20 protein-coding genes are annotated in these 26178 nt (G+C 70.7%); 10 read left to right on the top strand and 10 right to left on the bottom strand.

Annotated features, from left to right (window positions below; genetic code table 11):
- Nucleotides 1-61: 61 nt before the first annotated feature.
- From QSK34_RS36535 to QSK34_RS36520, 4 genes are all read right to left on the bottom strand, one after another.
- The gene (locus QSK34_RS36535; protein ID WP_285591258.1) at nucleotides 62-1831 is read right to left on the bottom strand and encodes a GH25 family lysozyme; all 1770 of its coding nucleotides are present in this window, start codon (nucleotides 1829-1831) and stop codon (nucleotides 62-64) included.
- Nucleotides 1832-1882: 51 nt separating this feature from the next.
- Entirely contained in the window at nucleotides 1883-3499 is a 1617-nt protein-coding gene (locus QSK34_RS36530) for an FG-GAP repeat domain-containing protein (protein WP_285591257.1), read from the bottom strand.
- A 102-nt stretch (nucleotides 3500-3601) separates the two neighbouring features.
- Nucleotides 3602-6571: an AfsR/SARP family transcriptional regulator gene (locus QSK34_RS36525; RefSeq protein ID WP_285591255.1), complete on the bottom strand. Its 2970-nt coding sequence runs from the start codon at nucleotides 6569-6571 to the stop codon at nucleotides 3602-3604.
- Nucleotides 6572-6716: 145 nt separating this feature from the next.
- Nucleotides 6717-7196: a MarR family winged helix-turn-helix transcriptional regulator gene (locus QSK34_RS36520; RefSeq protein ID WP_285591253.1), complete on the bottom strand. Its 480-nt coding sequence runs from the start codon at nucleotides 7194-7196 to the stop codon at nucleotides 6717-6719.
- A 338-nt stretch (nucleotides 7197-7534) separates the two neighbouring features.
- Here QSK34_RS36520 and QSK34_RS36515 point away from each other — a divergent pair, with 338 nt between their 5' ends.
- The 4 genes from QSK34_RS36515 to QSK34_RS36500 all read left to right on the top strand — a co-directional run bounded on the left by QSK34_RS36515 (nucleotide 7535) and on the right by QSK34_RS36500 (nucleotide 11885).
- A complete protein-coding gene (locus QSK34_RS36515) occupies nucleotides 7535-8659 on the top strand; it encodes an NAD(P)-dependent alcohol dehydrogenase (protein ID WP_285591251.1) in 1125 nt (374 codons plus the stop codon).
- A gap of 5 nt (nucleotides 8660-8664) precedes the next feature.
- Complete coding sequence (locus QSK34_RS36510; protein WP_202610665.1) at nucleotides 8665-9726, top strand: MBL fold metallo-hydrolase; 1062 nt, start codon at nucleotides 8665-8667, stop codon at nucleotides 9724-9726.
- 73 nt (nucleotides 9727-9799) lie between these two features.
- Nucleotides 9800-11215 carry an aldehyde dehydrogenase family protein gene (locus tag QSK34_RS36505; RefSeq protein ID WP_285591248.1) on the top strand — a complete coding sequence of 472 codons (1416 nt, stop codon included), beginning with the start codon at nucleotides 9800-9802 and terminating at the stop codon, nucleotides 11213-11215.
- A 106-nt stretch (nucleotides 11216-11321) separates the two neighbouring features.
- The gene (locus QSK34_RS36500; protein WP_285591246.1) at nucleotides 11322-11885 is read left to right on the top strand and encodes a dihydrofolate reductase family protein; all 564 of its coding nucleotides are present in this window, start codon (nucleotides 11322-11324) and stop codon (nucleotides 11883-11885) included.
- A 102-nt stretch (nucleotides 11886-11987) separates the two neighbouring features.
- On the opposite strand, the gene QSK34_RS36495 is transcribed toward QSK34_RS36500, so the two are convergent.
- Together QSK34_RS36495 and QSK34_RS36490 are read right to left on the bottom strand one after the other, a co-directional pair.
- On the bottom strand, nucleotides 11988-12995 hold the full coding sequence (locus QSK34_RS36495; RefSeq protein WP_285591244.1) for an RNA polymerase subunit sigma-70: 1008 nt from the start codon (nucleotides 12993-12995) through the stop codon (nucleotides 11988-11990).
- 77 nt (nucleotides 12996-13072) lie between these two features.
- On the bottom strand, nucleotides 13073-13666 hold the full coding sequence (locus tag QSK34_RS36490; RefSeq protein WP_285591242.1) for a TetR/AcrR family transcriptional regulator: 594 nt from the start codon (nucleotides 13664-13666) through the stop codon (nucleotides 13073-13075).
- Between the two features lie 91 nt (nucleotides 13667-13757).
- On the opposite strand from QSK34_RS36490, the gene QSK34_RS36485 reads away from it, so the two are divergent.
- Nucleotides 13758-14933: a cytochrome P450 gene (locus QSK34_RS36485; RefSeq protein ID WP_285591240.1), complete on the top strand. Its 1176-nt coding sequence runs from the start codon at nucleotides 13758-13760 to the stop codon at nucleotides 14931-14933.
- Nucleotides 14934-15100: 167 nt separating this feature from the next.
- Here the strand turns inward: QSK34_RS36485 and QSK34_RS36480 are convergent, their stop codons facing one another.
- Nucleotides 15101-16087 carry an NAD-dependent epimerase/dehydratase family protein gene (locus QSK34_RS36480; protein WP_285591237.1) on the bottom strand — a complete coding sequence of 329 codons (987 nt, stop codon included), beginning with the start codon at nucleotides 16085-16087 and terminating at the stop codon, nucleotides 15101-15103.
- A 143-nt stretch (nucleotides 16088-16230) separates the two neighbouring features.
- On the opposite strand from QSK34_RS36480, the gene QSK34_RS36475 reads away from it, so the two are divergent.
- Nucleotides 16231-16683, top strand: a complete 453-nt coding sequence (locus QSK34_RS36475; RefSeq protein ID WP_285591235.1) for a MarR family winged helix-turn-helix transcriptional regulator — start codon at nucleotides 16231-16233, stop codon at nucleotides 16681-16683.
- 195 nt (nucleotides 16684-16878) lie between these two features.
- Here the strand turns inward: QSK34_RS36475 and QSK34_RS36470 are convergent, their stop codons facing one another.
- Both QSK34_RS36470 and QSK34_RS36465 read right to left on the bottom strand, forming a co-directional pair.
- Entirely contained in the window at nucleotides 16879-17145 is a 267-nt protein-coding gene (locus QSK34_RS36470) for a hypothetical protein (protein WP_285591233.1), read from the bottom strand.
- 372 nt (nucleotides 17146-17517) lie between these two features.
- The gene (locus QSK34_RS36465; protein WP_285591231.1) at nucleotides 17518-18357 is read right to left on the bottom strand and encodes a helix-turn-helix transcriptional regulator; all 840 of its coding nucleotides are present in this window, start codon (nucleotides 18355-18357) and stop codon (nucleotides 17518-17520) included.
- A 303-nt stretch (nucleotides 18358-18660) separates the two neighbouring features.
- Here QSK34_RS36465 and QSK34_RS36460 point away from each other — a divergent pair, with 303 nt between their 5' ends.
- Together QSK34_RS36460 and QSK34_RS36455 are read left to right on the top strand one after the other, a co-directional pair.
- Nucleotides 18661-19605 (top strand): SDR family oxidoreductase, encoded by a 945-nt coding sequence (locus QSK34_RS36460; RefSeq protein WP_285591229.1) that lies wholly within the window; start codon nucleotides 18661-18663, stop codon nucleotides 19603-19605.
- A gap of 343 nt (nucleotides 19606-19948) precedes the next feature.
- Entirely contained in the window at nucleotides 19949-20398 is a 450-nt protein-coding gene (locus QSK34_RS36455) for a CPBP family intramembrane glutamic endopeptidase (protein ID WP_285591227.1), read from the top strand.
- A gap of 79 nt (nucleotides 20399-20477) precedes the next feature.
- On the opposite strand, the gene QSK34_RS36450 is transcribed toward QSK34_RS36455, so the two are convergent.
- Nucleotides 20478-20906 carry a hypothetical protein gene (locus tag QSK34_RS36450; protein WP_285591225.1) on the bottom strand — a complete coding sequence of 143 codons (429 nt, stop codon included), beginning with the start codon at nucleotides 20904-20906 and terminating at the stop codon, nucleotides 20478-20480.
- A gap of 509 nt (nucleotides 20907-21415) precedes the next feature.
- Here QSK34_RS36450 and QSK34_RS36445 point away from each other — a divergent pair.
- Nucleotides 21416-21553 carry a hypothetical protein gene (locus QSK34_RS36445; RefSeq protein ID WP_285591223.1) on the top strand — a complete coding sequence of 46 codons (138 nt, stop codon included), beginning with the start codon at nucleotides 21416-21418 and terminating at the stop codon, nucleotides 21551-21553.
- Nucleotides 21554-22015: 462 nt separating this feature from the next.
- The gene (locus tag QSK34_RS36440) at nucleotides 22016-26176 is read left to right on the top strand and encodes a cation-translocating P-type ATPase (protein ID WP_285591221.1); all 4161 of its coding nucleotides are present in this window, start codon (nucleotides 22016-22018) and stop codon (nucleotides 26174-26176) included.
- The last annotated feature ends 2 nt before the right edge of the window (nucleotides 26177-26178 follow it).

Raw genomic sequence — 26178 nt, 5'->3', positions numbered from 1 at the left:
CCGGGAAACGCCCGCGGGGCCGTCCGGGGAGAATCCCGGACGGCCTGCGGAGGGTGGTGGGTCACTGTGCGGTGGGTATGTGGCCGACCGTGTTCCAGCCCGTACCCAGGCTGGTCAGGGCGGCGAAGCCGGGGGTGCCGCCGGAGTGGGTCCCGCGCCAGGTGAGCATCTGGTCGTCGCCCTGGACGCCCAGCAGGTCGGTCCTGCCGTCGCCGTCGTAGTCGGCGACCAGGTAGCTGGTGATCGACGACCAGCCGGTGGACATCGGGACGCTCTGGCCACGCGACAGGGTCGTGCCGGACGAGGTGTTGGGCACGACGTAGAGCTGGTCGGCGTTCCATGCCGTCCAGCCGGCGATGTCGATCTTGCCGTCGCCGGTGAAGTCGCCCAGCACGAGTTTGGTCAGCGTGCTCCAGCCGGTGCCCAGGTTCGCGAGCGGGGCGAACAACGGCACGCCGCCGGAGGCGGTGTTGCGCCAGGCGAACAGCTGGTCGGTGCCCTGCAATCCCAAGAGGTCGGTCTTCCCGTCGCGGTCCCAGTCGGCCGGCCAGAACCGGGTGACGGTGGACCATCCGGTGGTCATCGGAATGCTCTGGCCACGCGAGGGGTTGCCGGGGGTGCTGGTGTTGGGCACGACCCAGAACTGGTCGCCGGTGCTCGCGTTGACGCCGCCGATGTCGACCTTCCCGTCACCGGTGAAGTCGCCGATCACGAACTTGGCCAGCGTGTTCCACGCCGTGCCGAGGCTGACCAGGGGCGCGACCGAAGGGTTTCCGGGGGTGCTGGTGTTGCGCCAGACGAACAGCTTGTCGGGGTCCTGGGTGCCGAGGATGTCGGTCTTTCCGTCGCTGTCGTAGTCGGCCAGCCAGTACTTCGTGATCGTGCGCCAGCCGGTCGAGACGAGCTTGCTCTGGCCGCGCGACGGGCTGCCCGAGGAGCTGGTGTTCGGGATGAACCACAGGTCGTCGCCGGTCTGGCCGAGACCCAGGACGTCGGGTCTGCCGTCGCCGTCGAAGTCGGTCACCCGGCCGCCCTGCGGGTCGACCAGCGGACGCGGCGGATCCCGCCGGACCAGCGCGTCGAGGTCGGCCTGGTTGCCGTTGAAGACGTTCAGCGTGACGTTCGTGGTCGGCACCCCGGGCACGCTGCCGACGTCGGCGTACTGCCACATGAGCCAGGTCGGCCAGCCCGAGGGCACCGACGGGAGGGTACGGCCGGAGGTGTAGTCGGCGACCTGGAGGCCGTAGGAGCCGAAGGCCGTGGTGTTGCCCATGCAGCTCGACATGAACCCGCGCGAGGTGTAGATCCACGGCTTCACCCCGAACGCCGACTGCACCCGGTCGAGGAACTCCTGCACGAAAGAGACGGTCGTGTACGGCGGGCACGAGCTGGTGCCGTCGTCGGTCCACTCCAGGTCGAGGATCGGCGGCAGTTCGTTCGCCCGGTTCCCCGTGTACCCGGCGTTCCGCAGGGCGCCGATGAAGAAGTCGGCCTGCGCGACCACGTTCGAGCTGGTGCCGGTCAGGTAGTGGTACGGCGCGGTCGGGATGCCCTGGCCGAGCGCCCCGGCCAGGTCGGCGGCGAAGTAGGAGTTGGTCTTGTTGGTGCCCCGGGTGGCCTTGAGGGTGGCGAAGGCGATGCCCGACTGGCGGATCTGCGCCCAGTTCACCGCCGCCCCGTTGGGGTGCTGGTATTCGGTGACGTCGACGCCCCGTACGGGGAATCGGCTCGGGTCTGGGTTGGCGGAGGCCGCGGCGGCGGGCTGGGCGAGAGCGGCGGCGAGGCCGGCGGCGGCCAGGGCGAGCGCGACGAGGCGGCGGAGAGCGGACACGGTGACTCCAAGCGAAGGGGGGCCGCCCCGCGAGGGCGGCCCGGGGAGGGGTTACTGGGCGGTGGGGATGTGGCTGATCGTGCTCCAGGCGGTGCCGAGGCTGGTCAGCGCCGTGAAGCCGGGGGTGCCGCCGGAGTGGGTGCCGCGCCAGGTGAGCATCTGGTCGTCGCCCTGGACGCCCAGCAGGTCGGTCTTGCCGTCGCCGTCGTAGTCGGCGACCAGGTAGCTGGTGATGGAGGCCCAGCCGGTGCTCATCGGGATGCTCTGGCCGCGGGACAGGGTGGTGCCGCTGGTGGTGTTCGGCACGACGTAGAGCTGGTCGGAGTTCCACGCGGTCCAGCCGGCGATGTCGACCTTGCCGTCGCCGGTGAAGTCGCCCAGCACGAGCTTGGTCAGGGAGCTCCAGCCGGTGCCCAGGTTGGCCAGCGGCGCGAAGGAGGGGGTGCCGCCCGTGGCGGTGTTGCGCCAGGCGAACATCTGGTCGGTGCCCTGGAGGCCGATGAGGTCGGTCTTGCCGTCGCGGTCGTAGTCGGCGGCCCAGAAGCGGGTGATGGTCGACCAGCCGGTGGTCATCGGGATGCTCTGGCCGCGTGAGGGGTTGCCGGGGGTGCTGGTGTTCGGCACGACCCAGAACTGGTCGCCGGTGCTCGCGTTGACGCCGCCGATGTCGACCTTCCCGTCACCGGTGAAGTCGCCGATCACGAGCTTGGCCAGCGTGTTCCACGCCGTGCCGAGGCTGACCAGGGGCGCGACCGACGGGTTTCCGGGGGTGCTGGTGTTGCGCCAGACGAACAGCTTGTCGGGGTCCTGGGTGCCGAGGATGTCGGTTTTGCTGTCGCCGTCGTAGTCGGCCAGCCAGTACTTCGTGATGGTCCGCCAGCCGGCGGAGATCTGGATGCTCTGGCCGCGTGACGGGCTGCCGGAGGAGCTGGTGTTCGGGATCAGCCACAGGTCGTCGCCGCTCGCGCCCAGCCCGAGGATGTCGGGTCTCCCGTCCCCGTCGAAGTCGGTGAGCCGGGTGCCCTGGGAGTCGACCAGCGGGCGGGGGGCCTCGACCGGGTCGTCGACGATCTTCTTGTACCTGATGGGCCGGTAGTTCTGCATGCTCGACCAGCTCTCGTCGCCCACCTGGCCGCGCCAGTTGGCGATGGGGCCCTTGGCCCAGTCCTCCTGCCAGCCGTTGCCGTCGGGGTTGCCGGTGCCGTTGAACGAGTAGGTCCAGGCGCCCTGGGTGTGGTTGGCGGGGTTCTTCCAGCGGGCGAACAGCTCGATGTGGCCGTTCTTGAGGATGGCGTCGCCGGGCTTGAGGTCGTGCAGGCTCGGCAGGAACTCGGTCTGGCTCCAGACCTCGAAGTCGTCGGTGCTGTTACCGCCCTTGCCGGAGTTGGCGGTGATGTGCCAGGCCATGGAGACCAGGCCGGAGCAGTCGGGGCCGTACCGGTTGTCGCCCTCGACGTCGGTGTAGAGGGTGCCGGAGGCGCGGGTCAGGTTGTACTTGACCTGGCGGGTGACCCAGTTCTGGGCCCGGGAGAGCACCTCCGAGCGGGTGATCTCGCCGCCGGGTGCGGAGTCGGCCGAGGCGGGCGTGGCCACGGTCGTCAGGCCGGCGACGCCCACCGTGGTCGCGAAGAGGACGCCGAGGGAACCGGAAATGAGGCGAGAGAGCATTTCTGCTGTCCTTCCAGGTGTTTTCTGCTGACACCCGAAAGGTTCCGCGGACGCTCTGAAAGATCGGTGAAACTCCGCGGAGGGCCGGTTTCAGCGCTTCTTTCAGCGCCTCTTCAGTTCGCCGTACTCGCGGGCCCCCTGGTCGCGGAAGATCTTCAGCGCCCGGTCGAGGGCGAGTTCGGCGGCCTCGTGGTCCCCCCTGGCCTCGTGGAGGCGGGCGAGGTCGCGTTCGGTGCGGGCCCGCCACAGCAGCACGTCGAGCTCGTCCCAGAGCTGGAGCGAGGCGGTCAGGCACGCGTCGGCGTCGTCGAGCTGGCCGCTCGCGAGGTGCAGTTCGCCGAGGGTGCGCAGGGTGACGCCGAGCCCCCACCGGTCGCCCATGGCCTGGCAGAGCGACAGCCCCTGCTCCAGTGCGGGCAGTGCGACGTCGATCCGGCCGAGCCGGATCTCGGCCTTGGCGCGGGCCCGGATCGAGTAGGCCTCCATGAGCGGGTCGCCGAGCCGCGTGAAGATGCCGCGCGCGGCCTCGGCCGCCTCGATGGCCTGGTCGTAGGCGCCCGTGGCGCGGTGGTGGAGGCTCATCGTGCGTAAGGTCAGGCCCTCGCCGCGGCGGCTGCCGGCGGCGCGGTAGCCACGCAGGCAGCTCTCCAGTCCGGCCCAGGCCTCGGTGAAGTCGCCGCGCTCCAGCCGGACCGAGGCGGCCACCCGCTGCGGGTAGTGGACGGCGGGATCGTCGCCCAGCAGGGCGGTCGCGCCGTCGAGGAAGTGCAGCGCCTCGGCGAGGCGGCCGGTCTCGCGGCAGATCACGCCGAGCGCGGCCAGCGCGACCGCCTGTCCGCGGGTGTCGCCGAGGTCGCGGAAGGCGCTGAGCGCCTCGTCGAGCACCTGCCGGCCCTCGGCGAAGCGGTCCTGGTCATACCGGAGGCGGCCGAGTTCGGCCAGCATCGTCGCCACGCCGTGGGGGTCGCCGGCGCGCCGGGCGGCGGCCAGGGCTGCCTGGGTGATGCGCTCGCGGGAGGCGAAGCGGTTGACGCCCAGGAACGACGGGCCGAGGCGCGCGGACGCGAACCGGCAGACGAGTTCGTGCAGGCCGAGCGCCGCCGCGCGTTCGAGGCCGACGACGAGGGCGGGCTGCTCGAAGTCGAACCAGTCGTGGGGTGCGGCGAGCACCTGCGCGGCCAGGTCGGGCGAGACTTCCGCGCCCGCGATGACGGGAGCCGGGCGGCCGATCTCGTCGGACGGGGCGTCGGCGCCCACCTGGTCGGCGAGTGCCAGCCAGCCGCCGAGCACCCGGCCTACGGCCGCCGCGAGGTCCTCCGCGGGCTCCTCGGCCTCGGCGCGTTCGCGGCCGTAGATGCGGACCAGGTCGTGCAGGCGGTAACGCGGGGCGCCGAGGTCGTCGACCCGGGCGAAGTCGACGAGCTGGGCGTCGACGAGCCGTTCGACGGTGTCCTCGGCCTCGGCGGCGGGCTCGCCGGTCAGCCAGGCGACGATCCAGGCCGCGAACTCGGTCGCGCCCAGGTGACCGAGGCGGCGCAGGGCGCGCCGCGCGCCCGGGTCCAGGGCGCGGTAGCTCAGCTCGAACCCGGCGCGGACCTCCAGGTCGGCGATGGCCAGCTCGTCGAGGCGGCGGCGTTCGTCGGCGAGGCGGTCGGCGAGCAGCCGCAGCGGCCAGCGTTGCCGGGTGGCCAGCCGGGCCCCGGCGATGCGCAGCGCCAGCGGGAGCCGCCCGCACAGTTCGGCGATCTCGCGGGCCACCGGCTCCTCGGCCGCGACGCGCTCGGCTCCGACGATGCGTTCGAGCAGCTCCAGCGCCTCGTCGGCGTCCAAGACGTCCAGGTCGGTACGGCTCACGCCGCTGAGCCCGCCGAGCCGGTTCCGCGAGGTGATCAGCACACCACAGCCGCCGCCCGGCAGCAGCGGCCGGACCTGCCGTTCGTCGGCGGCGTCGTCGAGCAGCACCAGCACCCGCCGCCCGGTGAGCAGCCGCCGGTAGAGCTCTACCCGCTCGGCCGGGTCCGCGGGGACCGGGTCGGCGCCCAGCGCCTTGAGAAACAACCCAAGCACCTCGCCGGGGTCGGCGGGCGCCTCGCTCATCCCGCGCAGCTCGGCGTGGAGCTGGCCGTCGGGGAACGCGGCCGCGATCCGATGGGCGACGTGGGCGGCCAGCGCCGACTTGCCGCTGCCGCCCCGCCCGGCGACCACCTGCACGGTGCCGGTCACCAGCGCCCCGGTGAGCGCGGTGGTCTCGGCGAGCCGGCCGGTGAAGTCGGCGGGCGGCGGCGGGAGCTGCGCGGGCGCGGCCCTCCTCGGGCCGTGGTCGGACGGCGGTCCCTGGAGCACGGGGTCGCCGCGCAGGATCGCGTGGTAGAGCGCGGCGAGCTCGGGGCCGGGGTCGATGCCCAGCTCGTCCACGAGCACCTGGCGGCCCTCGCGGAAGGTGGCCAGGGCGTCCGACTGGCGGCCGAGGCGGTAGAGGGCGGTCATGTACTGGCCGCGCAGGCGTTCGTTGGCGGGGTGGCGGCCGACGAGGGCGGCCAGCTCGGAGGCCAGGCGGCCGTGGTGGCCGAGGGCGAGCCCGGCGGCCATCCGCTCCTCGGTGGCGGTCAGCCGCAGCTCTTCCAGCCGGACGGCCTCCCCCGCGAGCCGGGTGGCCTCCAGTCCCGCCAGGGCCGGCCCCCGCCACAACGCGAGGGCGGCGTCGAGCAGGTCGGCGGCCTCCTGCGGGCTGGCCGCCGCGCGGGCGCGGGTGACCAGGTCGTGGCAGCGGGCCGCGTCGAGGGCGTCCTCCGGGACCTGGGCCAGGTAGCCGGGGGCGCGGGTGAGGATGACGTCGGCGGCGCCGTGCCGGGCGAGGGCCTGTCTCAGGGTTTTGACGTAGGTCTGGATGGCCGCCTTGGCGGTGTCGGGCGGGTCGTCGGGCCAGATGACGTCGATGAGCCGGGCGGTCGGCACGACGTGGCCGTTCTCCAGCAGCAGCGCCGCGAGCAACGTCCGGGGTTTGGTCCCGCCCAGCGGGACGGGCCCGCTTTCGGCGATCACTTCGATGGGTCCGAGCAGCCGAAACTCCACGCCGCCGATTATCGGCCATTCGGTATAGATGTTGTATACGCCCAGCTCTCCTGCTGATCCCGGCGGCGAGCCCGTGAGGTCTGGAGCACGTTGCGTCGCGCGCCGACGCGGCTGCCGCACATCCTGCGGCGATCGGAGAAGTGCCTCAGGTGGTGGGGCGGCTGACGTGGTGGGCGAGCGTGCACAACAAGGAACGGAAAGTGGCGCGCGCCTCGTCGGGGAGGGCTTCCAGGAGCTGCTGTTCTGCCAGGCCCACCGGTCCGCTGAGCTCCTGCCAGCGGCGTGTTCCGTGCTCGGTGGGGAGGATGTGCCGGTTCCTCCGGTCGGAAGGGTCGGGTCTGCGTTCTACCAGCCCGGCCTTCTCCAGGTCGTCGAGCAGGTAGGTCATGATCGTGCGGTCGATGCCCAGGCGGTTGGCCAGTGATCGCTGGCTGTTGGCGTGGCCCTGCACGGCGGCCATGAGCACGAAGTAGCCGCGGGGTCCGCCGGGAATGTCGCCCACCGCGGCCTCGACCGCCTTGGCGTAGGCGCGGAAGACCACCCCGATGGCGAAACCGAAGTCGTCCTCCAGCCGGGGGGGCTCGGCTGCCGGGTCCGTCGCACCCTTGCCACGCTGCGAATTCACAAGAAGCACCTTAGTGTAGGCATATCGTCTGTTCGGCAGACGATAGATGTTACATACCATCCCTGGAGCCGTCGGGGCAGGTCGGCCTTCAGGTCGCGCGGTCGTACCGGTCATGTCATGCCGCCGCCCCGACGATCGAGTCATCAGCGCAGCGTTGACCATCAGCGGCCATGCCGGGAACACGCGACTGCCTGCGGACGGCTCCACGGCACTCGCCTTCGCCTCCGTCGGGCGGTTGCCCCAAAACGGACAAATGGGCTATGTTCAAGACGATTCGTCTGACAGACGATCTGTTTTACAGAAAGTTGTGCCGTCCTGGATGTCTGGAGGGACTTGTCATGCGTGTTCGGGCCGCGGTCGCCGAAGAACCGGCGAAACCATTGGTGCTGAAAGAGCTCAGGCTCGATGAGCCTCGGGATGACGAGGTCCTGGTCAAGCTGGTGGCTGCGGGGATCTGCCAGACCGACGCTCATGTGTGGCATCAGCGGATTCCGGCCCCGCTCCCTCTCGTGCTCGGACATGAGGGGGCCGGCGTCGTCCAGCGGGTCGGCGCCGGGGTCACCAATGTGGTGCCGGGCGACCATGTCGTCCTGTCGTTCCAGGCGTGCGGGCAGTGTCCGCAGTGCCTGAGCGAACGGCCGGCCTACTGCGACAGCGCGTTCACGGCGAACTTCTCCGGTGCCCGGCTCGACGGCACCCGCGGCATCCACCCGGCCGACGACGGGGACGGCGCCGTCCACGGGCACTTCTTCGGGCAGTCCTCGTTCGCCACCCACGCTCTGGCCACGCAGCGCAACACGGTGAAGGTGAGCCGGGACGTGCCGCTGGAGGTGCTCGCGCCGCTGGGATGCGGCCTGCAGACCGGTGCCGGAGCGGTGCTGAACACGTTCGCCGCCCAGCCGGGTTCGGCGGTGGCCGTGTTCGGGGTCGGCGCCGTCGGCTGCGGCGCGGTGATGGCCGCCCGGGTGGCGGGCGCCTCGACGATCATCGCGGTCGACGTCAACGACCGGCGCCTGGACCTGGCGGCGGAACTGGGCGCCACCCACACGCTCAACGCCGCCCACGTGGACGTGACCGAGGAGATCAGGGCCATCACCGGCAGGGGCGTCGCGCACCTGCTGGACACCACCGGCCACGCCGACATGCTCCGGCACGCCGTGGACGCCCTCGCGCCGCTGGGTCAGCTCGGCACGGTCGCTGGGGGTGGTCCGGACGCCTCCCTCCATCCCGCCAGGCTCGCGCTCGGGAAGTCGGTGCGCGGCATCGTCCAAGGCGACGCCGTACCGCAGTTGTTCATCCCCAAGCTCGTGGAGCTCTACCGGTCGGGCCGGTTCCCGATCGACCGGCTGGTGCGGTTCTACGCATTCGACGACATCAACACCGCCTTCGCCGACGCGGCACACGGCGATGTCGTCAAACCGGTCCTGCGCATCGCGGACACCGGTGTCACCGAAGAGGAGTAAGACACATGGCAGGAAAATACGGCGACTTCTACGCCGCCCAGAAGTGGGGCTTCCCCAAGGCCGTCGCCGCCGAGCACGCGCCGTCCCCGCGGCAGTTCATGCCCGACCACATCCACGACCCCTCCTTCTACGAGAGGAACTGGCACAAGGAGGAGATCGGGGACGGGTTCTACTGGGTCACCACCCCGTCCGGCTACGAGGCGGCCTTCATGCCGACGGGCAGCGGCGTCGTCGTGATCGACGCCCCGCCGCCGCTCGGCGAGAACCTCTTCGCGGCGATCGAGTCGGTCACCGACGAACCCGTCACACACGTGATCTACAGCCACTGGCACTCCGACCACATCGGAGCGGCCTCGATGTTCGGGCCCAAAGTGAAGATCATCGCGCATGACGTCACCCGCGAACTGCTGGCCCGCTTCCCCGACCCGTACCGCCCGCTGCCCACGGACACGTTCACCACCGACGAGACGCTCGAGGTGGGCGGCCGCCGCCTCGAACTGTCCTACAAGGGCGCCGACCACTGTCCGGGCAACATCTACATCTACGCCCCGGAGGAGAAGGTCCTCACCAAGATCGACATCGTGAGTCCCGGCTCGGTGACGTTCATGCACTGTGACGCCTCGGAGAACATCAGCGGGTTCTACCAGGCCCACGACGACATCCTGTCCTACGACTTCAAGGCGCTCGTCGGGGGTCACATCACCCGGTGGGGCACCCGCGAGGACGTGGAGACGGCCCGTGAGTACTGGCACGACATGCTGGCCGCCTCCGACGAGGCGCTGAAGGAGATGAGCACGCGGGACGTGCTGGAAGGCTTCCACCAGGGCACGGGCCGGGAGCACCGGCTGGTGGGCGCGGAGAACTTCATCAACTCGATGGTCAACTACATCACCGACAAGGTGCTCTCCAAGACCACGTCCAACGGACAGGCCTGGCCCGAGCGCCTGGCCGGCGCCACCACCTTCACCAAGTACCACGCCTTCACGGTCATGGAGTCATCGCGCCTCGAGCGGACCCACCACGGCTACCAGCGCCGCGGCACCGGCGGCGCCTGGTACGTCGTCTGACCCGTCCGCAATCCCGAGGGCGGCGCGGGCCACGGCCATCGGCCCGCGCCGCCCGCCGACCCAGAGGCATGACATGCTGAAGATTCACCACGTATACATCGACGGGACGTTCCGCACCCCGCACGGCACCGAGCTCTCCCCCCTGTACAACCCGGCGACCGAGGAGGTCATCGGTGAGGTCCGGCTCGCCGACGAGACCGACACGCTCGCCGCCATCGCCGCGGCCAAGCGCGCCTTCCCGAGCTTCTCGCGGACCGGCAAGCAGGAGCGCATCGCCATCCTCAACCGGCTGAGCGCCGCGTTCACCGATCGCCTGGACGACCTCAAGGAGGCCATGGCCGAGGAGTACGGCGCCGTGCGCGGCGTCCTCGACGCCCTCGTCCCCAGGGCGTCAGGGATGTTCGACGAGGCCGCCAGGCTCCTTGAGACGTACGAGTTCACCCGAACCAGCGGACCGAACACCATCGTCATGGCGCCCCTCGGCGTCGCCGCGCTGATCACGCCCTGGAACCTCAACATCGTCTTCCTGGCGCAGAAGATCGCGGCCGCCATCGCCGCCGGCGCCACCGTCGTCGTCAAGCCGAGCGAACTCAGCGCGACGCAGACCCAGGTCGTGACGGAGGCCGTCGACGCGGCGGACGTCCCGCCCGGCGTGATCAACATCGTGACCGGCCGGGGCGAGATCGTCGGCGATCTCCTGACCTCACACCCCGACATCGTCAAGGTGGGCTTCACCGGATCGACGGCGGTCGGGCAGCGGATCATGCGCAACGCCGCCGCCACCTTCAAGCGCCTCACCCTCGAACTCGGCGGCAAGAGCCCCAGCATCCTGCTCGACGACGCCGATCTGACGACCGCGGTCCCCGCGGCGCTCGCCTCCGGCTTCCTGAACAACGGACAGACCTGCTTCGCCGGCACGCGGATCCTCGCGCCGCGCAGCAGGCTCGACGACGTGCTCGAAGCCGTCAAGGCCGCCATGCCCGCGTTCAGGGTGGGCGACCCGCGTGACCCCGGCACCGGCGTCGGGCCCGTCGTCTCCCGGCAGCAGTTCGACCGTGTCCAGGGCTACATCCGGCTCGGCCTGGAGGAGGGCGCACGGGTGCTCGTCGGCGGTGCGGGCCGTCCGGAGGGCCTGGAGAGGGGCTGGTTCGTCAAGCCCACCGTCTTCACCGGGGTCACCAACCAGATGCGCATCGCGCGTGAGGAGATCTTCGGCCCCGTGCTCGTCGTCATCCCGTTCGAGGACGACGACGAGGCGGTGACCATCGCCAACGACACCCCCTACGGGTTGCAGGCCCACGTCTTCACCCCCGACATCGAGCGAGCCCACCGCGTCGCCCGGCGGATCGAGGCGGGCACGGTGCTGATCAACCGAATCTTCAGCGACCACGAAGCACCGTTCGGCGGGATCAAGCAGTCCGGCATCGGCCGCGAGCACCACACCTACGGCCTGGAGGCCTATCTCGAGCCCCGCGCGATCACCGCATGACCCCAGACGCCACCGGTCGGCACCGGGCACGAGGCTGCGCGCCGATCAGGTTTTCCCGCTGTGCCCGTCTGTACGTGTGAGATCCACTCAAGAGAGGGCTGGCACGATGCGGAAACTGATCTTCGCCATGAACCTGAGCCTGGACGGCTACATCGCCGCGCCCGGCGACGACCTCGGCTGGAGCGTACCGAGCGACGAGCTGTTCCAGTGGTGGTCCGACCGGGTGGGCGCGACCGCCCTGGCGCTGTACGGGCGCAAACTGTGGGAGACGATGAGCTCCCACTGGCCGACCGCCGACCAGCGGCCCGGCGCCACACCGGCGGAGATCGAGTACGCCCGCCGCTGGCGGGACATGCCGAAGGTGGTGTTCTCCTCGACGATCGGCACGGTCGACTGGAACACCCGCCTGGTCACCGGCGACGCCGTCGCCGAGATCGCCCGGCTCAGGGCCGAAGACGGCGGCCCCATGGACATCAACAGCGCCACACTTGCCGCGGCGGCCATGCGGGCCGGGCTGATCGACGAGTACGTGCTGGTCACCGCACCGGTCTTGCTCGGCGGCGGCACGCCGTTCTTCACGGCCCTGGACACCTGGGTGAACCTGAACCTGGTGGAGACGCGGACGTTTCCCGGCGGCGTGATGCTGGCCCGATACGAGACCAGACGATGAGCCGGACCTCCTCTTGAGTGGAAGACGCCCCGCCGGCAACCCGGCGGGGCGGTTTATGAGCGCTCACTCCCAGGTGACCGTCGACGATGGGGACGTGCCCGGTCACAGCGTCGCGGGCAGGCCCAGCCATGGTTTGTCGCGGGCGTCGAATCCGGTGAGCTCTGTGATCTTCCCGTCCACGATGCGCAGGACCGCGATGGTGAACAGACGGTGTTCCGGGTCGTCGGGGGTGCGGAGGTACAGCGCGGCGGCGGGCATGCGGTTGACCGTCGTGGCGACGCAGCGCCAGTCGTCGTGGCCGCGCTGGAAGAGCCCGCCGGAGACCCAGCCGTCCACCGCGTCCTTGGCCGTGACGATCAGGGTGGTCGGCTCGGCCAGCATCGCGAAGCGCAGGTCGTGGCGCAGCAGGGCCGTCAGTCCGGTGAGGTCGTTGCGCTCATGGGCGTCCATGTACGCCTTCACCACGCCGCGCTCCTCATCCGACAGCTCGTGCGGGGCGGGGCTCCGCCAGTCGAGGCGGCGGCCGGGCAGCTGCCCGCGCATCGTCACGCGTGCCCGCTGCAGTGCGCTGGTCACCGACGCGACGGTCAGCTCCAGGGCGTCGGCGGCCTTCGACGCCGGCCAGCCCAGGACGTCGCGCACGATGAACACCGCCCGCTGCCGCGGCGGCAGGTGCTGGACGGCGACGATGAACGCCAGCTCGATCGTCTCCCGCGCCACCACCGATTCCTGCGGGTCCTCCGGGAGCATCCGGTCGGGGTAGGGCTGCAGGTAGCGCACTTCCGAGCCCGCGCCCGGCAGGTCGGCGGGCACGGGTGTGCGGTCGTCGCGCTTGTCCAGGAAGTCGAGGCAGGCGTTGGTCGCGATCCGGTACAACCAGGTCCGCAGCGCCGCGTGGCCCCTGAACGACGCCCGCTTGTGCCACGCCCGCAGAAACGTCTCCTGCGTCATGTCCTGGGCGTCTTCGTAGTTGGCGAGCATCCGGTAGCAGTGCACCTGCAGCTCACGCCGGTAGCGCTCCGTGAGGAGCACGAACGGCGCCGCGTCGGTCGAGCGGGCCGCCGCGATGAACGCGGTCTCGTCGTCGCCGGGCACTCTGGCGTCGGTCATGGTCGTCAATCCTTCCGCAGGTGGCGAGGGGCCACCAGAACCGACGACGGGGCGGAGCATTCCTGATCGACGACGGATCAATTCGCGGGCGGTCGCGAGGCCGCCCCGGCCGCGGTGATGACACCGTGCACCACCCCGGCGATGCGGTCGGCCACCTGGTCGGGATCGGGTCGTCCGGCGTCCAGCCAGGCGATGACCGCCTCGACGGTGAGCGCCGGAATCAGGTCGGCGGCCCACTCCAGCCACGGGCCCGCAGGGATGACGCGGGCCAGGTTGCGATGGGCGAGCTCTCGGGACGCGACTGCCATGAAGTTCGTCAGGTCGCGGAACTCGCGCTCGCGCGCGGCATGGCGGAACAACAACCGGAACCCGTCAGGATCGGCGCTCGCCGCCTCGACCAGGGCGGGGATCGCGCGGTCGTCGTAGTTGCCGGAGCCGGTGGCCTCGATGAGGCGGGCACAGGACCGGTCGAGCACGGCCCGGTAGAGGTCGGCCTTGGATTCGAAGTGGCGGTAGAGCATGGCCCGCGTCAGTTCCGCCTCGGCGGCGATGTCGTCCAGGCCGGTGTCGGCGAACCCGTTGCGGGCGAACGCGCGGGTGGCCGCGTCGAGGATCTGTTCGCGCCGCTCGGCGCGCCGCAACCGCCGGACCGGGGCCACCTGGTCGACCATTCGGACTCTCCTCTTGTATCCCCCAAAGTGTACAAGTTAGATTCTTATACGACGGAGTATACAAAGGGATGTCTACTTATCAGGAGGTCCCATGTCCACACTTCCGTTCGAGCAGTCGGAAGGCCCGCTGCGCCGCCCTCCTGAGCTGCGCGAACTCCAGAAACAGGGCCCGGTGCACGCGGTGACCACGGCGGTCGGCGACCCCGCCTGGCTCGTCACCGGATACGAGGAAGTCCGTCGCCTGCTCGCCGACGATCGGTTCGGCCGGGCCCATCCCGAGCCGGAACACGCCTCCCGCAGCGGAGAGTCGGCCCTTTTCGGCGGCCCGCTCGGTAACTTCGACACCGAGCAGAGCGACCATCGCCGCATGCGTGCCCTGCTCCAGCCCCACTTCTCCCCCAAGCGCATGCGCGCCCTGCGCCCCCGGATCGAGGAACTCACCACCTCGCTGCTCGACGAGATGGAGGCCGCCGGCTCCCCCGCCGACCTGCACAGCACGCTGGCCCTGCCGCTGCCGATCGCCGTCATCTGCGAACTTCTCGGCGTGCCCTACGACGACCGCGACCGGTTCCGCGCCTGGAGCCAGGCCGCCGCGGACGTCACCGACCGCGCCCGATCCGAACAGGGCCTGGCCGACCTGTTCCTGTACGGCCGTGACCTGGTCGCCCGCAAACGCGCCGAAGGCGACCCGGACGCCGACGTGATCTCCTGCCTGGCCGCCACCGAGGGCGTCAGCGACGACGAGGCCGCCATGCTGGGCATGTCATTGTTGTTCGCCGGTCACGAGACCACGGTCACCGCGATCGGCATGGGCACCCTGTGGATGATGTCCACCCCCGGCCAGTGGCAGGCCCTGGCCGCCGACCCCGCCCGCGTCGACGCCACGGTGGAGGAGATCCTGCGCGGCTTCGGCCTGGGCGGCGGCGGCCTCGTGCGTTATGCCCGCACCGACCTCGACATGGAAGGCGTCCCGGTACGCGCCGGTGACCTGGTCCTGCTGGACACGGGCGCGGCCAACCACGACCCGGCCGCCTACCCCGAACCGGAGCGCTTCGACCCCGGCAGCGCCGTGGCGCCCCACCTGAGCTTCGGCCACGGCCCGCGCTACTGCATGGGCGCGCCCCTGGCCCGCATCGAGCTGAGCGTGGTCTTCACCCAGCTCGTCACCCGCTTCCCGACCATGCGGCTGGGACGGCCACTGGAAGAGATGACCTTCGACCCGAAGACTCTGACGGGCGGGCTGACCGCCCTGCCGGTCACCTGGTGAGTGCCGAACAAGAAGCGGTAAGAGTGGACCACGACGAACCTGGCCCGGTTGGTCAGCGTTGTCCTGGTGGTCCCGACATTGCGGCGTGGTTATCCGTGGTCGACGCTCGTCCACCCGGCCGACGGTCACCTTCGCGCAGGTGAGCAGGAAATGGCGAGGTCGTCACCTCACGAGAAGCTCATCTCCCCCAGGCCCTTCTCCACCGTCATGTCAGGCGAGTAGCCCAGTTCCCGCCGCGCGGCGGTGATGTCGTAGGAACGGTCGCGGCCGGTGAAGCTCACCAGCCAGTTCGTCAGCGGGGGCGCCGTCTTGCGGCGGAGCAGGCGGGCCGTGCGGTCCATCATGGCGGCCATGGGCGCAGCCATCGCCAGAGGGACGCTGCGGCTCTTGGACAGATCCACGCCGCGGGTCGCCAGCAAGGGGGTGAGGAAGTCGCGAATGGGCATCGGTGTGCCGTCCGTCACGTAGTACACCCCGCGGTGGCGGCCTCGTGTGAGCGCGAGCATCGCGGCACCCGTCAGGTTTTCGACGTGCACGAAGTCGACGATGTGCGTGCCGTGATCGATCCAGGCGAACCGGCCCGCCTCGGCGACCTCGACCATCTCGTTGATCGTCGCCATTCCGCGACCCCAGATGAACGGCGGGCGGAGCACGACCAGCTCGGTGTTCTCGCTCGGGGCCTTCACCAGTGCGCGTTCGGTGGCCAGCTTGACCCGGCTGTAGGCGATGTTCGGCCGGCCTTCCGGCGTCGACTCGTCGACGACGGGACGACGTTGACTGCCCGTGGAGACGGACGCGGCGCTGATGAGCACGAAGCGCCGCACCCCGGCCGCGACGCTCGCGGCGTGCAGGGCGACGGTCGGCACGTGATTGGCCTGTTCGAAGAGCGAGTCGGGCCCCCAGAACTCCATGTGAGCCGCGACGTGCACGACCGCGTCGGCCTCGCGCAGCGTGTCGAGCCAGACCGGCGCCGGGGAACCGGACCGGCCGAGCTCGCCGAGATCGCCGGGAACGGCTTCGGCTCCGGCCGCACGTACCCGCTGAATGCTCGGGCCCGATCTGGCAAGCGCCATGACCTCGTGTCCTTCGGCGACGAGGCGATGGACGAGAACGCCGCCGACGAACCCGCTGCCGCCCGTGACGAAGACCTTCATGCTCGCACTCCTCGTGATTGAGGACGCACTCCTTGTGCGCGCCCGATGCCCTGCCGAATGCATAGACATCAAATAGTTCGATATCAATGCATCGACGTCTATGTAACCTCCCGTACGATGAGGGCGTCAAGGGGAGGTGGGCGATGCCGGACGCGAAGAAGAGCGTGACCGCAGCACAGGTCGCCGACGAGTTCAGTCGTACGGCGAAGGTGCTCGTACGACACTTCAACGAGCGGCTGGGCGAGCACGGGGTGTCGACACCGAGGTCGCGCCTGGTGGTGGAGGTGGCACGTTCGCAGCCGGTTCGGCTGACCGAGCTCGCTCTCGCGGTCGGTATCGCCCAGGGGACCGCCTCCACCCTGGTCGACGCGCTCGTCCGTGACGGACTGCTCGAACGCCAGACCAGCGCGGGCGACCGCCGGTCCGTACTCCTGCGGGTGACGGCACAAGGGGCCGCACTGGCCCAGGACTGGACGGCCGGCTACGAACTGGCGGCCGAAGAGCTGTTCAGGCCGCTCACCTCCGAGCAGATGTCGACGCTGGTCGACATATTGCGCACCCTCAGTGCCGAGGACGCGTCGCCTGCCGGCGGCTGAAGAAGACATCGAGAGATGGTGCGATCCGCACGGCAGTCTTGGCTCCCGGCCTGATCACCACAAGGGCCGTCTCCGTGGCTACGGGCAGCCGACACGAACCGTTGTCGCGGACGAGGTCAGGCCGCTGATGTCATCCGGGCCGTGACATTGGGTGACTGCCGCAGTGAGACCGGGAGCCGCGCCCGGTCTCGTCCCCTAGATCACGACGACCAGGAACGCCGTCATGCCCAGTGCCGCCGCCACGAAGCCCAACGTGCGCCGGTTGACTCTGGCCTCCTGCCAGGAGCAGCGGACCAGGATGACCGCGATGACCAGCGCGGCTACCAGGTGTGCCCACGTGTTGCCGACGAAGGTCATCAGCAGGCCGAGCGCGAACACGACGGGGCCTTCACGGTAGCGGCCGAGCAGCGCCCAGACGACCGCGACGGCCAGGAGCATCGTGGAGACATTCCCGTGAAGCACCCGTGAGAATAGACCGTCTCTCCCGTTGTAATAACTCACCATCGAATATATGGAGCTCAGAGAGCTGTCATGGGCCAAGATCGGTGCGGGCTGCGTCATCGAGTAGATTCCGGTGCCCATGAGAACCAGGAAGAGGCACAGAAGCACCTCGCCGGTCAGTTGCCGCGCGCGGTCCACGGTGGCCTACCTCGTACTCAGTAATCGAATGATCATGCAGCGAATGATTTCATGCGAGGTGCAGGGGTCAGAACGGCGTCCACGCGTCGCTCAGGCGCGGGAGATCCGTCGTCACGCGTTCTACGACAACGAGATCGTCATCGATTCCCGGCACACGCGCGTGATCACTCCGTCGCGGGCGGCCACCCCAGGGTCTCAGCGGAGCGTCTGTGCTCCGATGACGGACAGCACCTGGAGCTTCTCGTAGCTCTCGCTGCCGGGTGTGGCGGTGTAGACGAGCAGCGAGTGGGCCTGGCCCGGGTCGACCAGTCGCTGGCAGGTCAGCTCCAGCGCGCCGACCTCGGGGTGGTTGAAGTGCTTGACGTCGTGGGGGCGGATCCCGATCTCGTGGTCGTTCCACACGCGCCGGAACTCCTCGCTGCAGTCCAGGAGCAGGTCGGCCAGGTCTGCGGCTCGGGAGCCGGGACCGCGGAGGGTGACGAGCTCGCGCAGTCCCGAGGCGTACATCCGGGTGAGGAAAGGATGTTCTTCCGGCGCGTATATCTGCCGGGCGGCGGGGTCGGTGAACCACCGGTATCCCGTACTGCGGGCGGGCCCGGTGTACTTCGTCGTGTCGCCGGTGAGGGCGACGCCCATCGGGCTCTGCCGCAGGGTCTCGCCGAGTTCGGTGACGATCTCGGCGGGTGTGTCGTTCAGGCGGTCGAGCACCCGCAGGAGGCCGGGGCTGATGTGCTCGGTGGACGCGCCCCTGGCCGGTGGGTTGTGCCCGGCGAGGCGGAACAGGTGGTCGCGTTCGTCGAGCGACATGTGCAGCCCTTGCGCGATCGAGGCGAGCATCATCTGGGACGGCTGAGGGCCGCGTTCCCGCTCCAGGCGGGAGTAGTAGTCGGCCGACATGTGGCACAACATCGCGACCTCCTCCCGCCGGAGCCCGTTGGTCCTGCGCCGCGGGCCGCGCGGCAGGCCGACGTCCTCGGGTTGCAGTGCCTCGCGGCGGTTGCGGAGGAACTCCGCCAGCCCGGTGCGATCGATCACGACGATCCTCCTTCTCGAGTGCTGCCTCGTTTCTAGTGCCTGCGGGCGGAGGTAGCCACGGCCCGCCGATCCCCCCATCTGGAGCGGTGGCCTGGCGAGCCTGTGATCGGGAGGTCCTGGATACGTCCGGGCGGTCCCCCGAGGATCGATGCCATGGCCCGAGCCGCGGGATCGGAAAGGCGATCGCGCTGCGGTACGCCTGGTTCGACGCCGCCGACGAGGACAACACGCGGCGCCTTCGAGCACCCTTCTCGGGCCACCTCCACGGGGGCGTCTGGGCCACAACATGAAGGAGCAGAGGCGATGCCACGCAAACGAATCGACATCACCATCCCTACCCTGTCCGGAAAACGCGCCGTCGTCACCGGCGCGAGCGACGGAATGGGCCTGGGGATGGCCACGAGCCTGGCGGCGGCCGGGGCGGAGGTGATCATGCCCGTCCGCAACCCGCGTAAGGGCGAGGCCGCGATCGCCGCGATCAGGAGGGCCGTCCCGGGCGCGAAGGTCTCGCTGCGCAGCCTCGACCTGTCTTCGCTGGAGTCGGTCGCGGCGCTGGGCGAGGCTCTGCGCGAGGAGGGCCGTCCGATCCATCTCCTGATCAACAACGCCGGCGTGATGAGCCCGCCGAACCGGCAGACCACGGCCGACGGGTTCGAGCTGCAGTTCGGCTCCAACCACCTGGGCCACTTCGCTCTGGTCGGCCAGATCCTGCCGCTGCTGCGCGACGGCCACGCCCGGGTGACCTCGCAGATCAGCATCGCCGCCCGTCGCGGCACCATCAACTGGGACGATCTGAACTGGGAACGCGGCTACCACGGGATGCGTGCGTACAGCCAGTCGAAGATCGCGTTCGGGCTGTTCGGCCTGGAACTGGACCGGCGCAGCAAGGCCCACGGGTGGGGCATCACCAGCAATCTCTCCCACCCCGGGGTCGCCCCCACCAGCCTCCTGGCCGCCCGCCCCGAGATCGGCCGCGGCCAGGACACACCCCAGGTCCGCCTGATCCGGACACTCTCGGCCCGCGGCATCCTGCTGGGCACCGTCGAGACGGCCAAACTGCCCGCCCTCCTGGCGGCGACCGACCCCGGCGCCAAGCCCGGCGCCCTTTACGGCCCCAGCGGGCTCGGCAACCTCGGCGGCCCGCCTGCCGAGCAGCGGCTCTACCCACCGCTGCGCAGTAGCGAGGACGCCGCACGCATCTGGCGGGTCTCTGAGGAGCTGACGAAGACCGCCTTTCCGACCGCCTGATATCCCCGCCCCGAGAACCGCCAGCCTCGGTGTGAGTGGCGTCCAAGCCACCCGATCCAGTTCGTGTGCACGTTCTGCGTGCTCAGGGGCAGGTAGCCGAGCGCGGCGATCGTGCCCGACCAGGTACGCGACCCGCAGCGACGACGGAGTGCCGCGGCCTCGCGGACGCGCTGATCGGGATGGACGTGCTTGTCGAGCCCGGCATCCTGAATCCGGGCTCATGGTTCGAGTCCCCGGCCCGTCACAGCTCCGGCGGCGATGACCTCGTCAATAACGGGACCAGCCTGGCGACGATCTCCATGCCCGGCTGTTCGTCTAGACAATTTGAGTGTGCCCCCAGGGCATGGTGTTCGCTCGTGAGCGCGCAGGCGGCCGGATGTTCCGCAGCGCCGTGCTGCCCGCCGCCGCATCGTGGGTGCGCGCGGTCCGCCCGGCTCTGGTCGTCGGGCTCGTGGTCGCCGGCCTGGCCTTCGCCGTGATGCACGGCTCGACCGACCCGTGGTTGTTCGGCTACTACACCCTGTTCGGCGTCTGCACCGGACTCATGGCGATCATCAGCCGGGGCGTCGACGACAGCATGCGGCAGGCCCTCGCCGAGCAGCTCGCACCGTTCATCGACGGCGCGAGCGCCGATCATCCGGTCACGTTGGAACTCAAGGCCTCCGCACCGCGGCAGGTCCGAGCGGCCAAGGCCGCCGTCGGCCATGCTCTCGAAGCCCTCTACAACCGCGCTCAGATCGATGTGCTGCGCCGGGCACAGATGATCATCGCGGCCGGCCGCGACGCACGCTAGGACGCCCTTGTAGACGGTCGGCGCCATGCACAGCGCGACCAGGCCGCGCGGAGGCGGCCTGATCGTTTCGCGCTTCTCGTCAGGCCTGTCTGCGGGTGCGCCTCGGGGCTTCCTTCGGCTCGGCCGCCTGCGGTGTGCGCTCCCTTGCCGGCGGTGCCTGCTTCGCGGCTGACCTGTCCGTCTTGGCGGCGCCCTTGGCCCGTGCCGCGATCAGCGTGCCGACCCCGATCGCGGCCGCGATCGGCCATTCGATGACACCGACGGCGGCGAGCGCGCCCAGTCCGCCGTAGTAGACGACCTGCTGCGCCGACGTCGACTTCGCGGCCCGGCGCATGGCGTGGCCTGCCTGCCCCTTGTCCATGTGCGGAAGATGCATGTGCGGCTGGTGCACCTGAAGGCTGACCATCGGCAGATTGAGCGTGAGCATGTCGTCGTGCTCCTCCTCTGCCACCGAGGTCTTCTCGGCAGTGCCCTTCATGGGCCGGTTCTTGGTTTCGGTGACAGTCATAGCCCCCTCTTTCCCCTTCGATTCACCGTCGCCTCACGACTAACCGCTGCGAGGATCGCCACGTGACCCTGCCTACGGCGTCCCGGCATGTGGCAGTTCGAAAACCTCAACTCCGCGTCGTTCCCGCCTGGGCCGGAGGGAAGCGTGCGACGTAAACTCTTGAGGTCGTATATGCAGAAATGTCGGGTTCCGATGACCCGGACTGCCTGGCAGGCCTCGAACTGTTGCGCAAGGTGGGAGACGATGCGCCGGGCCTGCTGCCCGGCGGCGACATCGGGGAGATCGTACGCATGTCGGGCTCCAAGCGGACCTGGTCAACCTGGTCGCCGACAGCGGCGTCTCGGGCCGCCAAGCGGATTGGGCACTCGCCTGGACGCAGCCCGCGACCCCTCTGCTCGAAGCTGAACCAGCTGACCAAGAGGTCACCGGAAGTTCATCGAACGGACAGAAGCGCGATGCCTATGTCCTTAAAGGTGGACTGTAGTAAGTTTTGCCCCTGGAGGTATCTAATGTCCGGTTTCTTTGGTTCGTTGCTCGCCAAGGCGGCGGTTATCGCGCTTGAGGCGCTCGTCGTCCACCTGGTCCAGGTCGTGATCCAGAACGTCGCACGACGGTTCGCCACGCAGCGCGAATTCGCGACCGCCTGAGGCCGCCCCGCCCGCCGTCGGCCGACTCCCGGCGAACACCGACCGTTCGACCGGCTGACCGGCCGTAGACGGGCGGGCCGGACGTTTCCCCGCAAGATTGCGACGATGCCGGTCCTTGCCCGGACATGATGTCCACTTCAAGGGCATGGTCATTATTGTGCTAACTGCGGATGATTCGCCGGGTAGAGCGCCTCGTATGCCCTAGCATCAGAGCCTGAATTCTCCCCCCGTACGAAGGTACTGGCGCCTTGGGGGGATCGCAGCATGTACGGGCGGATGCTGGCTTTTGCCACCGGAATGCTGAGCTGCTTGCCGGTTCCCGAACTGGTCCGGGACGAAGCGAAGAAGGCCGAGGCGAGGGTGGAATCCAGGCTCGCCCGCACTTGGCTGCGCAGACGGCGAAGCTGGCAGGCTGGAGCGAACGGCCTGTGCGTCGAAGTGCGGGGACTGCACCTGTCCGGCATGGATGCCGCTGCCGAGGCCCTCGAACACGACCTCATGGCCACCGACGGGGTGAGGCGGACCGAGGTCAACCGGGCTCTGGGTTACGTGTTCATCGCGGGTGAGGCACTCGACGAAGACACCCTGGTCGAGCTGATCGAGGCGGTGGAGCGCAAGCACGGTCTGGACGGCGCGCCGTACGCCAGCGCGGTGACGCTGCCGGACGTGCCGACGGTGCTGCTCGGATTCGGGGTACGGCTGGCCGGGCTGGGGGTGTCGGCGGCCGGCCGGCTGGCGGGAGCACGCGGGCTGCCCCCGGCCGTACCGATGCTGGTCACCCTGGCCGACTCCTACCCGTGGCTGCGGAGCGTGGTGGAGCATCGGCTCGGGCAGCCCGGCACCGACGCCCTCTTCGGGATTTCGTCCACGATCGCCAACGCGCTTTCGTTCCGCCCGCTGGGCCAGCTGATCGACACCGCCTACGCCGGTTTGCTGCTGGCCGAGTCCTGTGCCCACAACCACGCCTGGGCCAGGGCTGCCGCCAGCACGTCCACGCACCGGTCCGCGCCGTTCGAGCGGCTCAGCCGGCCGGGTCAGCTTCCGCGGGGGCCGATCGAGCACTACTGCGACCTGGCCATTCCGGGCGCGGTGGGGGCGTACGGGCTGACCGCAATCCTGGCACGCACTCCGGAGCGTGATCAGGCCTTCCTGGCGGCGGCCGCGCCGAAGGCCGCGAGGCTGGGCCGGGAGGCCTTCGGCGCCGAACTCGGCCGGGGCCTGGCCGCCTCCGACGTGCTGGTGTTCGACCCGCGGGCGCTGCGCCGCATGGACCGCATCGACACCGTGGTCGTCGACGCCGACGCACTGCTGACCGGGCGCTGGACGATCCACCACGTCGACGTGACCGGCGTGGCCGGCTCGAACGGGGATCCCGCCGAGGCGCACGCGATCGTCCACGAACTGGTCGATCCGGCCGATCCCTGGCGACGGCGCGAGCAGGCGGCCTGGGCCGTCGAGCCGAGCCGCACCGGCGACGGTCCGCTCACGGTCACCCGGGACGGGCGCGCCGTCGCCCAGGTGACCATGATCGCCGAGCTGCATCCCCTGGCCAGGCCGCTGATCGAGGCGGCCGAATCGGCGGGGACCGTCCTGCTGGCCGGCGGGCCCCCGGACGTGCGGGATCGCCTCGGCGTGACCGGCACCGTCGCCGGCGGCAGGCGGCTCGCCGCGGAGGTGCGCGCGCTGCAGGCCCAGGGGCATGGCGTCGCGGTCGCGTCCGCCTCCGGCAGAGCGGCGCTGGCCGCCGCGGATCTCGGCGTCGGCATCGGCTCGGCGGAGCGCAAGAGGTGGACCGCCGACGTGAGCTGCGACCTGTCCAGGGCGGTGCTGCTGCTCGGCGCGATCGGCACGGCCCGGCGGAACAGCAGGCGCAGTGCGCAGCTCGCGTTCGCCGGCTCGTCGTGTGCGGCGGTGCTGGCCGTGGCGGCGCCACGCGGCGTGCGCACCGCCTTCGTGGCGGTCAACCTGGCGGCGGCGATCGCCGCCGGGGCGGGCGTCTGGACGGCCCGGTCGGTGCTCCGCCGTCCCGCGCCGATCCCGCATGACACCACCGCCTGGCACGCCATGCCGGTACGGGCCGTGCTCAACCGGTTGACCACGACCCCCGCCGGGCTGTCCGACGGCGAGGCCGAACGCCGGCGGGTCGTCGCCCCGTCCGCCGACGGGCCGCCACGGCTGTTGCGGGTGTTCGTCGAGGAACTGGCCAATCCCCTGACTCCGATCCTGGCCGCCGGGGCGGCCGTCTCGGCCCTGGTGGGCTCGGTGGCCGACGCCGGGCTCATCGGCGGCGTGCTCGGGATGAACGCGCTGATCGGCGGGGTGCAGCGGCAGGGCGCCGACCGCGCGCTACACGATCTGCTGACCACCACCGCCATACAGGCACGGCTACGCCGCGCGGGCCACGTACAGGAGACGGCCGCGGACCAGCTGGTGCCCGGCGACGTGATCGAGCTGGCGTCGGGCGACGCCGTGCCGGCCGACTGCCGGCTGATCGAGGCCGACAACCTGGAGGTCGACGAGTCCTCCCTCACCGGCGAGTCGCTGCCGGTGCCCAAGACCGCCCAGCCGGTGGCCGCAGAAGCCGTGGCCGACCGGCATTCCATGGTCTATCAGGGGACGGTCGTCGCGGCCGGATCCGGGGCCGGCGTGGTCGTGGCCACCGGGGCGGCGACCGAGGCCGGACGCAGCGCCCGGACCGCCGCAGACGGTCCGCCGGCCGGGGGCGTGGAAGCCCGGCTGCACGAGCTCACCCGCGTCATCCTGCCGTTGTCGGTCGGCGCCGGAGGCCTGCTGATCCTGCTGGACCTGCTGCGTGGTCGTCCGGTCGGCGCGTCGCTGGGGAAGGCGGTGAGCCTGGCGGTGGCCGCCGTGCCCGAAGGGCTGCCGTTCGTCGCCACGGCGGCCGAGCTGGCGTCCGCGAAACGCCTGTCCACACGCGGGGTGCTCGTGCGCAACCCCGGCACGATCGAGACGCTGGGCCGGGTGGACGTCTTGTGCTTCGACAAGACCGGCACCCTCACCGAGGGACGCATCCGGCTGCGCCGGGTCAGCGACGGGCGGGCCGACGCGTCGATCACCCGGCTCACCCCGGAGCTGCGCCGTGTGCTGGTCACCGCCGTCCGCGCCTGCCCGACGGCCGGCGACGTGCTGCCGCACCCGACCGACCGGGCGGTGGTGGACGGCGCGGCGCGCGCCGGCGTCGGCACCGCCGCCGGCAACGGCGCCTGGCAGCTGGTCGACGAGATGCCGTTCGAGCCCGGACGCGGCTACCACGCCGCCCTCGGCCGGGTGCCCGACGGGCAGCTGCTGAGTGTCAAGGGCGCACCGGAGATCGTGCTGGAGCGGTGTGCCCGCCGGCTGATCGACGGCACCGAGATGCCGCTCGACGACAAGACGCGTGCGGAGGTCTACCAGAAGGTCGACCGGCTGGCGCGCAAGGGCTACCGGGTGCTCGCCGTCGCCGAGCGGCCCGCCTCCGACCGCCGCGACCTGGACGAGTCGCGCATCGACGGGCTGACCCTGCTCGGGGTGCTCGCCCTGGCCGATCCGGTCCGGGCAACGGCGGCCCTGGGGGTGACCCGCCTGCAGCAGGCCGGGGTCCGGCCCGTCATCATCACCGGCGACCATCCCACCACCGCCGAGGCGATCGCGGCCGAGCTCGACATCCTCAACTCCGGGCAGATCGTCACCGGCGCCGAACTCGACGCCATGGACGACCAGGCGCTGGCGGAGGCGCTGCCGAAGGTCGCGGTGTTCGCCCGGGTCACCCCCGCCCACAAGGTGCGCATCGTCAAGGCCTTCCGCGACAGCGGCCGGGTGGTGGCGGTCACCGGCGACGGCGCCAACGACGCCCCGGCCATCCGCCTCGCCGACGTGGGCATCGCACTCGGCGCCGAGGCCACCCCGGCCGCCCGCGGCGCGGCCGACGTGGTGGTCACCGACGACCGGATCGAGACCATCACCGACGCGATCGCCGAGGGCCGCGCCATGTGGACCTCGGTACGCGACGCCCTGGCCATCCTGCTCGGCGGGAACCTCGGCGAGGTCGCCTACACCGTCGGCGCCGCCGGCACCCTGGGCGGCGCGGCCGCCCTCAACGCCCGCCAATTGCTGCTGGTCAACCTGCTCACCGACATGCTGCCCGCGATGGCCGTGGCGGTCCGGCCGCCCGCCGGAACCACTCCCGAGCAGCTGCTCGCCGAGGGCCCCGAGGCGTCCCTGGGCAAGCTGCTGGGCCGCGACATCATGCTCCGCGCGGGCGTCACCGCCGCGGCCGCCACCGCCGCCGCGCTGATCGACGGCATGACCGGCCCACGGTGGAACATCAGCACCGTCGCCCTCGTGGCGCTGGTGTCGGCCCAGCTGATGCAGACGATGGCGGTCAGCCGCGGCGACCGCACCGTTTTGGCGGCGGCCGCCGTCTCGCTGGCCGCCCTGGGGCTGATCGTCTCCATCCCGGGCGTGAGCAACCTGTTCGGCTGCCGCCCGCTCGGCCCCAAGGGGTGGACGATCGCCATGGGCTGCGCCGCGGCCGCCACCGTTGTCGGCCTGCTGCTGTCGCGTACCGGGCAGATTGACGCGCCGCTCGACGCCCTGCGGCCCGCCGCTCCCGCCTCCGGCTGACG

Source organism: Herbidospora sp. NBRC 101105 (genome assembly GCF_030269205.1).
GTDB lineage: Bacteria > Actinomycetota > Actinomycetes > Streptosporangiales > Streptosporangiaceae > Herbidospora > Herbidospora solisilvae.
The sequence above is the reverse complement of the archived record's forward strand: the minus strand, read 5'-3'. Positions and strand labels throughout refer to the sequence as shown.

Bases quoted from the DNA above. Each gene is read 5' to 3' on its own strand.
- QSK34_RS36450 (WP_285591225.1), bottom strand. From the start codon at position 20,906: ATGACTGTCACCGAAACCAAGAACCGGCCCATGAAGGGCACTGCCGAG.
- QSK34_RS36440 (WP_285591221.1), top strand. From the start codon at position 22,016: ATGGATGCCGCTGCCGAGGCCCTCGAACACGACCTCATGGCCACCGAC.
- QSK34_RS36490 (WP_285591242.1), bottom strand. From the start codon at position 13,666: ATGGTCGACCAGGTGGCCCCGGTCCGGCGGTTGCGGCGCGCCGAGCGG.
- QSK34_RS36475 (WP_285591235.1), top strand. From the start codon at position 16,231: ATGCCGGACGCGAAGAAGAGCGTGACCGCAGCACAGGTCGCCGACGAG.
- QSK34_RS36510 (WP_202610665.1), top strand. From the start codon at position 8,665: ATGGCAGGAAAATACGGCGACTTCTACGCCGCCCAGAAGTGGGGCTTC.
- QSK34_RS36500 (WP_285591246.1), top strand. From the start codon at position 11,322: ATGCGGAAACTGATCTTCGCCATGAACCTGAGCCTGGACGGCTACATC.
- QSK34_RS36495 (WP_285591244.1), bottom strand. From the start codon at position 12,995: ATGACCGACGCCAGAGTGCCCGGCGACGACGAGACCGCGTTCATCGCG.
- QSK34_RS36460 (WP_285591229.1), top strand. From the start codon at position 18,661: ATGCCACGCAAACGAATCGACATCACCATCCCTACCCTGTCCGGAAAA.
- QSK34_RS36530 (WP_285591257.1), bottom strand. From the start codon at position 3,499: ATGCTCTCTCGCCTCATTTCCGGTTCCCTCGGCGTCCTCTTCGCGACC.
- QSK34_RS36485 (WP_285591240.1), top strand. From the start codon at position 13,758: ATGTCCACACTTCCGTTCGAGCAGTCGGAAGGCCCGCTGCGCCGCCCT.
- QSK34_RS36455 (WP_285591227.1), top strand. From the start codon at position 19,949: ATGGTGTTCGCTCGTGAGCGCGCAGGCGGCCGGATGTTCCGCAGCGCC.
- QSK34_RS36515 (WP_285591251.1), top strand. From the start codon at position 7,535: ATGCGTGTTCGGGCCGCGGTCGCCGAAGAACCGGCGAAACCATTGGTG.
- QSK34_RS36505 (WP_285591248.1), top strand. From the start codon at position 9,800: ATGCTGAAGATTCACCACGTATACATCGACGGGACGTTCCGCACCCCG.
- QSK34_RS36445 (WP_285591223.1), top strand. From the start codon at position 21,416: ATGTCCGGTTTCTTTGGTTCGTTGCTCGCCAAGGCGGCGGTTATCGCG.
- QSK34_RS36480 (WP_285591237.1), bottom strand. From the start codon at position 16,087: ATGAAGGTCTTCGTCACGGGCGGCAGCGGGTTCGTCGGCGGCGTTCTC.